Genomic DNA, 11589 nt, shown 5'->3' with positions numbered 1-11589 from the left:
TCCGATCCCGCGTGCGCCGTACAGGCTTCACGGGAGTCCGGATGACACCACCATTGCTGGTGATGGCAAATAGTTCATCCTCAGGGTCGATCACGCCGCCTCGGCGCCCTCGACCTGGCCCGCCGCCGCTCGAGGCAGCACCGGTTCGCGCTGCGCAGGCTGATCACATTGGACGATCCGGCCGCCGCCCGGGCCGCCGCCCGGCACGCCGCCGACGCCCTCGACGCGCAGCTGATCGCGCCGCTGCGCGCCCGGATCGGCGACCGGCCGCTGGTGATGGCGCCGATCGGCGACCTGCACGCGCTCGCGTGGGCGGCGCTACCGTCCTGCGCCGGCCGGGCCGTGACGGTGGTGCCGTCGGCCGCCGCCTGGCTGCGCGCCGCCACCCGCGGCGGCGCCCCGTCCGGGCCGGCCGTGCTCGTCGCCGGCCCCCGGCTGCCGGCGGGCGAGAAGGAGGTGGCCGCGTTGGCCGCCGCCGACCCGGACGCGGTGGTGCTGACCGGCGGCGCGGCGGGTGCCGCCGGTGTCACGGCGGCAATGGACTCGGCACGCCTCGCGCACATCGCCGCGCACGGCGTCTTCCGGGCCGAGGCGCCGCTGCTGTCCACCCTGGAGCTGGCGGACGGGCCGCTGACCGCGTACGAGCTCGAGCGGCTGCGGCGGCCGCCGGGCGTCGTGGTGCTCTCCGCCTGCGACTCCGGGCGGTCGGCGGTACGGCCCGGCGACGAGCTGCTCGGGCTCGGCGCGGTCCTGCTCGGCGCGGGCACCCGTACGCTGATCGCCAGCGTGCTGCCGGTGCCCGCGGACCGCACCGCGGACCTCATGCTCGGCCTGCACGCGAGGCTGCGCGGCGGCACCGGGCCCGCCGCGGCGCTGGCCGCCGCCCAGCAGGACCTCACCGCCGAGGGTGACGGGCTCGCCCACGCGACCGCGGCGGCCTTCCACTGCATCGGGGCGGGCTGAGCCGGCGGCACTGGGCATCGTGGGCGGCCCGGCGCCGCTACGATCCCGGGACATGACGTGGTTGAACGAGCCGGGTGACCGGTCGCTGAAGGACGGCGTGCTCCGCGCGGTCACCGAGTCGGGGACCGACTTCCGGCGCTCGACGTTCTACGACTGGATCACCGACAACGGGCACTTCTTCGCCGAACCGGCGATCGGCGACCTCACCGCCGAGGTGGCGGTGTCCGCCGGGCACACGACGCGGTTCGACCAGGCCGACATGATGGTCCGGGCCGACGAACGCACCTGGCTGAAGGCCGGCCCCGAGGTCACCTCGGGCGCCGTGCAGGTCAGCACGGTGTTCACCCGTGGCTTCTCGGACGTGCCGATGGCGCCGGCCGGTCCCCCGATGTCCCGCGACGGCCTCGAGTGACGCCGCCCGCCATGATACGAACCGAGATCCTGGTGCGCCACGGTGAGAACCTCGTCGTGGACGACGCCACGGAGACGCGGTATCAGCTGGCCTCGGTGAGCAAGCAGTTCACCGCCGCCGCCGTGCTGCTGCTCGTTCAGCGGGGCACGCTCACCCTCGACGACCCGGTCGGCCGCTGGATCGGCGGCTGCCCGGACGAGTGGCGCGGCGTCACACTGCACCACCTGCTCACCCACACGTCCGGCCTGGGGCACTGGGACGACTACCCGATGATCGATCTGGCCGGGCGGATCGAGCCGGGTGAACTGCTGGAGACCTTCCACACTGTTCCGCTGCGCTGTTCGCCGGGCGCGGGCTGGAGCTACAGCAGCCCGGCGTACGTGCTGCTGGCCCACGTCGTGGAGCGGGCCGGCGATACGCCGTACCGGACCTTCCTGGCCGACCGGGTCTTCGGGCCGCTCGGCCTGACCGCGACGTTCGCGGGCGCACCCGGCACCCGGCCGAACCTGGCCCGAGGCCATGACGCCGCCGGCGCGCCGCTGCCGACCTGGGAGCTGGACGTGGTCGGCATGGGTGCGGGCGATGTCTGGTCGACGGCCGCGGATGTGCTGATGTGGCTCGACGCCCTCCAGGACGGCCTGCTGCTGAACGAGCCGTACCGCACGCTGATGTTGACGCAACGGGTGCGGACGGGCGGCGGGGCCGACGCGAGCGGCTACGGCTTCGGCGTCTACGTCGGCGAGGCCGGCGGCCGGCGGTGGTGGCACCACACCGGCCACAACGCGGGCTTCAAGGCGTTCGCCGGCAGCTTCCCGGAGCGGGATCGGCGCATCGTGGTCCTCAGCAACACCGAGGCGACGGACGCCGCCACACTGCGGCCACTGCTGCTCGATTAGCCCGTGCACCCCGGGTCCGGCTGCCGCACGGCCGATCATAGGATTGACCGGCATCGCATCGACAGACTATTGATTGCTACCTGCACCGATGCGGCGCCGGGACCGGTGGCCGTGCCACGCGGATCGGAGCCGTAATGCTGCACGGGTTGTCACGCCATCGGCGCCGGCTGCTGGCGGGAGCCTCGATCGTCACCGTCGCCACGAGCGCGATGGCGCTCACGGTCGGCACGGCGCAGTCCGCGGAGCAGCGGCCCGCGGCCGCTCCGGCGCCCGGATCCCAGCTGACCGTCGGCGCCACCCCGGTGGCGCTGAACCAGCCCGCCGAGCCCTTCCTCGGCAAGATCCCGCCGACCGCGAACGCCCACCTGACCGGGATGTATTCGCCGCAGGTGGCGTGGCCGCTGGTGGGCATACACATGGCGCTGCTGCCCAACGGGCACGTGGTCAGCTACGGCACGCCGGTGGGCGAGGCGAGGCAGAGCGGAATCTCCTACGACGACTGGGACCCGGCCCGCGGGGTCGGCGCGGAGACGCACCGGCAGTCGGCGTCGATGCACCAGAACGACAGCTTCTGCAATGCCCTGGCCCAGCTTCCCGACGGCCGGCTGCTCATGGTCGGCGGCAACGCGCTCACCACGACCATGCTGTACGACCCGCCGACCGGCGCGCAGACGATGGGCGCCAAGGTGGCCCGGCAGCGGTGGTACGCCTCGGTGCTGCGCCTGCCCGACGATCGGATGCTGGTCCTCGGCGGCGGCAACTCCTACAACGTCGACGCGTACCTGACGCCGGACGACAACTCGGGCGTGGCCACCGTTCCGGAGATCGGCACGGGCACCGGCGCCTGGACGTCGCTCACCGGCGCGACCAGCACCGTCGCGTTCGGCGCGCGGGACAACCGCTGGTGGTACCCGCGGGCGTACGTCGCGCCGGACGGCAAGGTCTTCGGCGCCTCCTACGATCAGCTGTGGAAGCTCGACCCGGACGGCACCGGTACGGTCACCGCGCTCGGCACGCTGCCCGTCCCGATCGGCGTGTCCGGCTCCTCGGTGATGTACGGCCCCGGAAAGCTGCTGTTCGCCGGCGGCGGCCAGTACAAGAACGCCACCGACCAGGTCGCCACCGCCCGGGCGACGCTCGTCGACATCAACGGCGCGCAGCCCGTGGTCACCGGCACCGCCTCGATGCGGCTGGCCCGCAACTGGCTCAACCTGACGGTGCTGCCCAACGGCGAGGTCCTGGCCAACGGCGGCACCCGGGTCGGCGTGCAGGGCGGCGCGGCGAACTCCGCGTACGTCGCGGAGATCTGGAATCCGCGTACGGGAAAGTGGCGCGACGGCGCCGCGGCGCAGCGCATCCGCACCTACCATTCGACGGCGCTGCTGCTGCCGGGCGGCTCGGTGCTGACCGCGGCCGGGGGTGTGCCCGGGCCGGAGAACAACTTCAACGCCGAGATCTACTACCCGCCGTACCTGTTCACCAAGGACGCGGGCGGGCGGGCCCGCTGGGCCGACCGGCCGCAGATCACCCGCATCGGCGGCTCGCTGGCCTACGGCGGCACCGTGTCGCTCGGGATGTCCGACGACCGCAAGCTGGTGGGCGTGTCGCTGACCCGGGCGGCCAGCGTGACGCACTCCTACAACACCGATCAGCGGCGGGTGCCGCTGTCGTTCCGCCAGAGCGGCAGGACGGTGACCGCCACCATGCCGGCCGACGCCAACCTGCTGCCGCCGGGCACCTATCTGCTGTCCGGCGTCGGCGCCGACGGCGTGCCCACCCCGGCACAGACGGTCACGGTCCGGCGCTCCGGCGCGGGAACCGTCACCCTGTACGACAATCCGGGCGTCACGGTGCTGCAGCGCCCGCAGTACGTCGACACCCAGAAGCCGGCGGTGAGCATCAAGAGCGCGCCGAAGGACCGGGCCCGGGTCCGCACCACGGTGACCGTCACCGCCACCGCCGTGGACAACCACGGCATCAGCCGGGTGCAGTTGCTCGTCGACGGCAAGGTGGCCGGCACCGACAGCAAGGCCGAGTACCGCTTCACGCTGAACCCGGCCAGGTACGGCACAACGTTCACCCTGCAGTTCCGGGCCTACGACCGGGCAGAGAACGTCGCGTACAGCAAGAAACGCACATACCGGCGCTGAGCGGACCGGCCCCGCGGCGAGGGCTGACAAACAGCCGGACGTGAGTAAGACTCGCGTCCACCATGATTGCCATCTCGCCCCTCGCCACCCTCCGACGGCTGTGGGCGGCGCCGCAGGCCCGCGCCGCCGCGACCGTCGTCGTCGTGCTCCTCGCCGTCGTCGCGGCCGGCGCCGCGACGGATCCCTCGGGTCTGCTCGCGCCGATCGGCGGCCGGGGGCTGCCCCTGGCGGGCAGCGGCAGCGCCTACCGCTGGGCGCCCCTGCTGGTCGGGCTGCCGATCCTGCTGGCCGGCGCGGCGGTGCCGGTCCTGATCGCCGGGCGGCGGTCGACGGCCCGGTGGGTGTTCCTCGCCGCCTGGGTCGCGACCGTCGGGGCGGGCGCCTGGGCGAGCGCCGCCAGCGGCTTCGTGTCGGCGATTCCGGTCATGGGCGCGCACCTCTCCGCCGGCGCGGCACTGCGGTACGCGGTGAGCGCGAGCGGCTTCGCGGCGCTGAAGTTCCTCCTCGTGGGTGCCGTGGTCGCGGCCTGCGCCGCGTCGGCCTTCCGCGCCGGCCCGGCCACCCGTTCCCGCATCGAGGCGGCGCAGGCGCGGCCGGTCCTCGCGCCGCTGCTCGTGGTGTTCGCCGTCGCCGCGCTCGCCGCGGTCGGACCGGCGGCGCGGTGGTGGCGCGGCGGCCCGGTCGGGTACGCGTTCGACGGTTTCCTCGTCGCACCGACCGCCGCCAACGGCGTGCTCGGATTCCTGCTCGGCATGGCGGTTCTCCTCGCGGTCGTCGCGGCGGTCGTCCGGATCCTGGCGCGCCGGCTGCCCGGCGCCGACGGCGTGACCGTGTGGCTGGCCTCGGTGGTCGCCGGCCTGGTCCTGGGCATCGTCGGCGCCGCGGTCGCGCCGTTGTCCGGACACCTCTCCGGCGCCGGGCCGGACAGTTGGTGGATCACCACCGCGCTGACCGGGATCGCGACCGGGCTCAGCTACGGCGCGGCCGTCGGCCTGCCCGCGGCGCTGCTGGCCGGTCTCGGCGCGCGATGGCGTTTCGCGCCGCTCCCGCGCCTGCGACAGCGACCGCGACTGGCGGCCCTCGCGGCGGCCGGGGTGCTGCTCCTCGCGCTCGCCCCCGTGATCGGCGCGCCGGTGCAGGCCGGGCCGCCGGACCTCGTGGCGGTCGCCGGCACCGGCGGCATGCAGCCGCTGCGCGTCCACCCGGCGCCCGACCGCGACGAGCCGGCCACGATCGGCGACGTCACCGGCCGGCAGGTCATCCTGCGGGGCGTCAACGTGAACCAGTTGATCGACTACTACCTGCGCGATCCGGCCGTGCCGGCGACCCGGCCCCCGACCGGCGACGACTTCGCCCAGATGGCGGCGATGGGCTTCAACGTGATCCGGCTCGGCATGTCGTGGTCGCGGCTGGAGCCCGAGCGGGGACGGTTCGACGAGGCGTACCTGCGGGAGATCCGGGCGGCGGTCGCCGGCGCCAAGGCGCACGGCATCTACACCGTGCTGGACATGCACCAGGACGCGTGGGGCAACGCGCTGGCCCGGCCGGCCGAGCGGTGCGGCGGCGGCACCACGCCGACCACCGGCTGGGACGGCGCGCCCGCCTGGGCGACGATCACCGACGGCACCGCGCACTGCCAGTTCCTGGCCCGCGACCTCGCGCCCGCGGTGGCGACGGCGTTCGGGAACCTGTACGCCGACCGCGACGGCATACAGACCGAGCTCGTCCGCACCTGGGCGTTCGTCGCCCGCGCCTTCGCCGGCGAACCCGCCGTGGCCGGGTATGACCTGCTCAACGAGCCGGGCATCGGGCCCAACCCGCCGATCAGTTCGGGGCTGCTGCTGGGCCGGTTCTACGACGCCGCGATCACCGCGATCCGCGACGCCGAGGGGGCCGCCGGCGGGTTCTCGCACATCGCCTTCTTCCAGCCGAGCGTGCTGTGGTCCGGCCTCGGCTTCGACGCGACCCCGGCGCCCGGTTTCACCGCCGACCGGCAACTGGCGTTCGCGCCGCACCCGTACAGCGAGTCCATCAGCATGGATCAGGGCCTGGGCGTGACGATCGCGTCGATCGAGCGGAACCTCACCGTGTCCGCCCGCGCGGCCGCCGCCTACGGCGCCGCCCTGTGGGCCGGCGAATGGGGCTGGTTCGGCGATCCCACGGTCGACGGCGTCAAGGTGCGGCGCTTCGCCGCAGCCCAGGACGGGCTCGGCATCGGCGGCGCGTTCTGGGTGTGGCGGCAGGGCTGCGGCTCGCCGGAGACCGGCGCCGACGCGGTCACGTCCGGCAACCTGGTCGCGGTCGACTGCCGTACGGGTGAATCGCTCCCGCCGCCGGCCGGCTTCGCCGAACCGCTGGGGCGAGCCTTCCCCCGGGCCATCCCCGGCCGGCTGGATTCGCTGACGACGGGCCCGCGCGGCACCGAACTGGGGCTCACCGCGACCGCCCCGGCCGCCCCGGCGAACTGCCGGCTCGACGTCTGGTTCCCCGGAACCGCCGAACCGGGCCTTCGCACCACGGGCGTGCTCGGCGCCTCGGCCGAGCAGGTGTCGGGCGGCTGGCGCATCACCGGCTGCGCGAGCGGCGCCTACTCCATCGTGGCCGGCTAGCCGGCGGCGCGGCGGAGCTCGGCGCGTGCCCGGCCACACCGGCCCGCCATGACCGCGAGGGCGAATCTCGGCCCGCGACCTGATGGGCGACAAGCCCTCGGGCGCCGAGACCCGACCTATCGCCTCCGTCGTCGTGGACAGCTGCGGCGTGACGGCGCGTAGCAGGGCCGCGTTGCCGGCGGCGTCGGAGGTGTCCGGCGCGCCCTTTCGGCCGCGCCGGCCGAGCCCTCCCGCAGAACGCGCACCGCCGACCATCCATCCCCAGGTGAACCCCGGTCCGGACCCCGCGAGCGGCCGGCAGGGCTGTCGCTCGTGCCGGTGCACGCCAGCCGGAAGCAGCGCCGGAACGGCCTACCGCTTCGTGACTGGCTGTCATCGCCTTCTCATGATCACCCGCTGGGGATGATCCCTGACGAGTCGTCCGAGAACATGATCGGAGGCGTGAGAAACAGCGACATGCGCCGGAGGGCCGACCGCCCGCTCCGGGTGCGCGGACCGGTGCTCGAGCTATCCGCGGCGACATTCCTGCGTGCCTGGGCGCGTACCCGACGTCAACCGGCGCCCACGGCACCCGAACTGCGAGACATCGCAGGTCGCGGCGCGCCGGGCTCGCCCGACCTTCACGGATTCGGCGGCCCCGACCCGGATGGCCAACGCCGTTGCGGCGCTCGACGAGGCCGCCGGAGCGGCGCCGCGGTGCTCGCGGCGACACTGCTGCTGGCGGCGTGCACCTCCTCTCTGCAAGTCAGTCGACAGCCGGGCGACGCGTCGCCCAATCCGATGGTGCACCTCGTGACCCCTAAGGCAGGGCTGGTCACCTTCTATCTGAGGCTGCCGTACCACTCGGCGAGACTCATGCGGGCCGCAACGCGCGCGAACACTCCCGGCCCCGGCTACCGCCACTTCCTTTCGGCGGCGCAGGCCGGCAGGCAGTTCGGGGCCACCGACAAGGACATCGCCCGGGTCAGCGCCGCCGTGACCACCCTGGGCCTGAGCTTCGCGGCCGACCCGAGCAGACTGTTCGCCCGGGTATACGGCACGGCCATGCAGTGGCAAGAGGCCCTGGGGGTACCGCTCGGGCGGAAACCCGGGTCGACTGACAACCCGTTCCTGACCTACGCGCTGCCCCGCCGAGTTCCCGCCGGGCTGTGGCCGGCCGGGACGTCGATCTTGGTACCCAGTTCTGGGGTCTACGACGCGGGCAGCGACGGCTTGCGACCGCCACCGGCCAACACCCCCGACGAGATGATGCCCGACGAGGTGACACCCGACGAGATGATGCCCTTCGAGGTAATGCCCGACGAGATGATGCCCGACGAGGTGACACCCGACGGGCAGCCGTGGCCACACAACACGGGCGTCCCGCTGACCGCGTCGTGTCGGAACCGGCGGCTGTCGTCCCGGCAGGTCTATACACCGTCACAGGTCCAAAGAGCCTACGGCGTGTCCACATTGAAGACCCAGGCCAAGGGAACCCCGATCATCACAGTGATCGACCTGGGTGGCGGCTGGTCGGCCAGGGACATCGACCTCGCCGCCGGATGCTGGGGATACACCGCGCCGACCGTGGCACAGTCCCAGGGCGACGGTGTACCCACCCCGATCGCCAACGTGGACGCCGAGACCTCGATGGACCTGCAGACCGTGGCGGCTGTCGCACCGGCCGCCCGCCTACGGTTGGTCCAGTCGACGAACAGCGACTCGGCTCTCCTGGACGCCTTCAGCCGGGCGCTCGCAGACCCGGACGGCCTTCCAGACGCAGTCACGGTCTCCTACGGCGGCTGCGCGGTCTTCGAGGAAGAGGCCACGCCCTCCTACCTCCGCGCGGTCGACGCCGTGCTTGCCATGGCGGCACTGACCGGCGTATCCACGCTGATCGCCGCCGGCGACTCGGGCTCCACCACCTGCGGCACCCGGGCACACGCCACCACGATGTCCTACCCCGCCGTGTCGCCGTTCGTCACCGCCGTCGGGGGCACCCGGCTGACCCTCGGCCGGGGCAACACTCGCACTGACGAAGTCGTCTGGAACGACAGCGGGTACGGAAAGAAGGCGGCCGGGGGCGGCGGGACCAGCCGCGTCGTCTCCCGGCCGTGGTACCAGCCGGCGGCCGGCGGACCGACTCGCACTGTCCCCGACGTCGCGGCGCTGGCGGCCATCAGTCCGGGCTGGCCGGTGGTGATCAACGGCGCGCTTTACACCGTGGGAGGCACGAGCGGGGCGGCGCCGTTCACCGCCGCCGCCCTCGCACTGGTCAGCGCCACCGAGCGCAGTGCCGGACGGCCGCCTGTGGGGCTGGCCAACGGCTGGTTCTACTCGGTCGCGAACCAACCGGGCATCTTCTACGACGTCACCGCGGGCACCAACGACCTGGAGACAGTCGGCTGCTGCCAGGCTGGACCGGGCTACGACCGGGCCAGCGGGCTTGGAGTACCCAACTGGGCCGAGCTCCCGGCGACCCTGCCGGGCAAGGGCTGATCGGCCCGCTTCGACATGGTGTGGAACGAGGATGGCCTGCCAACCAGAGCGGTCGGGCCATTGCTCGGGAAGCCTCAGTGGCAAAGAACCACCCCAGAAACGTATTCGGACCCGGTGATGTCCCTCTGAGCCTGGTGCGGGACGCGGCTGACGTCGTCCCGGACACCGACAGGGGGACCAGATGTTCGTCGACAAACCGGCCGGGCGCCGGATCATCGCGGTAGGGGCCGCCGGCCTGCTCGCCGTGCCGGCACTCGGGGGCGCCGCGGCCGCCGCCGAGGAGCCGCAGACCGTACCCGTGTACGCCGTGGTGCAGGAGGGCCTGACCGCCGATCAGGGCGCCGAGTTGGCGAAGGCCTTCGGCGTACCGAACGCGCTGCAGGGCAACGGCTACTTCGGCTACGTCGACGCGGCCGCGTTCGGCCGCGTCCCGCTCACCGCCGCGGGCCGGTCCGCGAAGGACGAGTCGGGCCACGTCGTCCAGGCCCAGGCGATCGACCGGGCCGCGCTGGAGAAGATCAGCCCGGTCCCCGACGAGGAGGCCCTGCGCCGGGGCGAGAACCTGATCGAGCTGTCCAAGCTGAGCCCCGACCTGACCGCCCGGCCGGAGGTGACGCACACCGAACTGACCCTCACCGACGCGGAGAACGCCAAGCCTCAGGTGCACCCCCTGGACACCGTGGTCAGCTACCGGCTGGACCTGGCCGGTCTGCCGGTCACCGGGCAGGGCGCCAAGCTGCGCCTGACGGTCGGCCCCGACGGCGCCGTCACCCAGCTGTCCCACGCGCTGCGGTCGGTCGAGCGCCGCGGCGACGTCGCGGTCATCGGCGACAAGGCCGCGCTCGAGGCGTGCGCCGGGCTCTACGGCCCGGACGTGCAGCAGGACGCGCCGACGCTGGGCTACCAGTTCCCGGAGCTGACCGCCACCGACGCGAGCGGCAAGGGCCGGGTCAGCACGATCCAGCCGCAGTACACCTGCAATCCGGTCGGCGGCAGGAGCGCACAGGCGCACCGGCTGGTCCCGGCCGTGCCGGGCGCCGCGCCGGACGGCAAGCTCGGCGCCTCCCGCGCCGGTGACACCGTGACCGCCTCGGTGTCCATCGAGGGCGGCACCGCGCCGTACACGTACCGCTGGTCGTCGTCGACGACCGTGCTTCCCGCCGACGGGGGCGACGCACCGGAGATCAAGTACCAGCGCGCCCCGCGTGGCCGGGAGGACGGCGGCGCCGAGCGGCTCAGCGTCGAGGTCACCGACGCCGACGGCCTGGCCGCCACCGCGCACGTCGACCTGCCGGGCGACGGGGACGCGACGGCGCGGTTCCAGCCGGGCGGCGGCGGATTCGGCGCGCTCGCCATCGGGCCGAACGACGTCGGCGTCGAGCAGACCGTCGACGAGTGGCAGTGCGCCCAGGACAGCGGGAACGGCTTCCGCAACGTGATGGCCGCGCACGGCGTCGGCACCCAGTTCGACTGGCGCGGCGCCAGCGCCTGGGAGAAGGACTTCAAGGATCCGTCGCTGGGCGGGATCGACAGCTCGTACGTCGACGACGTCGACGCCACCTGGTACACCGGCCACGGCTGGTCGGGCGGCTTCACCTTCAAGGGCAACAACTCCGACACCCAGATCACGCCGTCGGACGCCCGGTGGGGCAACCGCGACCTGGAGTGGCTGCAGCTCGAGTCCTGCCAGGTGCTGCGCGACACGAACGGCCACCACGACTACTTCGGCCGCTGGCGCCAGGCGTTCGCCGGGCTGCACATCCTGAACGGCTTCGATACCAACGCGTACTGCGTCTCGGGTGGCACCGGTGCGACGTTCGCCGACTACCTGTTCCCGAAGAAGTTCCTGTGGTGGGAGCTCCGGCCCGCGTACCGGGTGCAGAGCGCCTGGGCCGCGATGGCGCTCGACCGTGAGCCGTCCGGGGTGAAGTACCGCTCGACCGGGCTGGTCCGCCCGGACGGCACCACCAACATCGGCGACTACTTCTGGGGCCAGGGAACGACCGGCCCGGACATCCCGCTGACCCCGGCGACGGGCCAGTGGTCCATCTCGGGCACCGTCTAGAGCGCCGCGAGTCCGC

The 11589-nt window shown here is 73.4% G+C and carries 7 protein-coding genes; all 7 read left to right on the top strand.

The window, feature by feature from the left end; translation table 11 throughout:
- Nucleotides 1-168: 168 nt before the first annotated feature.
- The 7 genes from AB0F10_RS40585 to AB0F10_RS40555 all read left to right on the top strand — a co-directional run bounded on the left by AB0F10_RS40585 (nucleotide 169) and on the right by AB0F10_RS40555 (nucleotide 11573).
- Entirely contained in the window at nucleotides 169-963 is a 795-nt protein-coding gene (locus AB0F10_RS40585) for a CHAT domain-containing protein (RefSeq protein WP_360638346.1), read from the top strand.
- A 52-nt stretch (nucleotides 964-1015) separates the two neighbouring features.
- Nucleotides 1016-1375, top strand: a complete 360-nt coding sequence (locus tag AB0F10_RS40580) for a DUF1349 domain-containing protein (RefSeq protein ID WP_360638343.1) — start codon at nucleotides 1016-1018, stop codon at nucleotides 1373-1375.
- A gap of 56 nt (nucleotides 1376-1431) precedes the next feature.
- Nucleotides 1432-2271, top strand: coding sequence for a serine hydrolase domain-containing protein (locus AB0F10_RS40575; RefSeq protein ID WP_360638349.1), 840 nt, complete (start codon nucleotides 1432-1434; stop codon nucleotides 2269-2271).
- Between the two features lie 134 nt (nucleotides 2272-2405).
- Nucleotides 2406-4421 carry a galactose oxidase-like domain-containing protein gene (locus AB0F10_RS40570; protein ID WP_360638340.1) on the top strand — a complete coding sequence of 672 codons (2016 nt, stop codon included), beginning with the start codon at nucleotides 2406-2408 and terminating at the stop codon, nucleotides 4419-4421.
- 62 nt (nucleotides 4422-4483) lie between these two features.
- Entirely contained in the window at nucleotides 4484-7030 is a 2547-nt protein-coding gene (locus AB0F10_RS40565; protein ID WP_360638337.1) for a cellulase family glycosylhydrolase, read from the top strand.
- A gap of 792 nt (nucleotides 7031-7822) precedes the next feature.
- Nucleotides 7823-9508 (top strand): S53 family peptidase, encoded by a 1686-nt coding sequence (locus tag AB0F10_RS40560; protein ID WP_360638334.1) that lies wholly within the window; start codon nucleotides 7823-7825, stop codon nucleotides 9506-9508.
- Between the two features lie 181 nt (nucleotides 9509-9689).
- On the top strand, nucleotides 9690-11573 hold the full coding sequence (locus AB0F10_RS40555; protein ID WP_360638331.1) for a DUF6345 domain-containing protein: 1884 nt from the start codon (nucleotides 9690-9692) through the stop codon (nucleotides 11571-11573).
- The last annotated feature ends 16 nt before the right edge of the window (nucleotides 11574-11589 follow it).

This window comes from Actinoplanes sp. NPDC026623 (assembly GCF_040638275.1).
In the GTDB taxonomy this organism is placed as follows: Bacteria; Actinomycetota; Actinomycetes; order Mycobacteriales; family Micromonosporaceae; genus Actinoplanes.
This window is presented reverse-complemented; position numbering and strand designations above follow the sequence as displayed.

What these genes read in the sequence shown, in the direction of transcription:
- AB0F10_RS40565 (WP_360638337.1), top strand. Translation starts at nt 4,484, where the DNA reads ATGATTGCCATCTCGCCCCTCGCCACCCTCCGACGGCTGTGGGCGGCG.
- AB0F10_RS40555 (WP_360638331.1), top strand. Translation starts at nt 9,690, where the DNA reads ATGTTCGTCGACAAACCGGCCGGGCGCCGGATCATCGCGGTAGGGGCC.
- AB0F10_RS40580 (WP_360638343.1), top strand. Translation starts at nt 1,016, where the DNA reads ATGACGTGGTTGAACGAGCCGGGTGACCGGTCGCTGAAGGACGGCGTG.
- AB0F10_RS40570 (WP_360638340.1), top strand. Translation starts at nt 2,406, where the DNA reads ATGCTGCACGGGTTGTCACGCCATCGGCGCCGGCTGCTGGCGGGAGCC.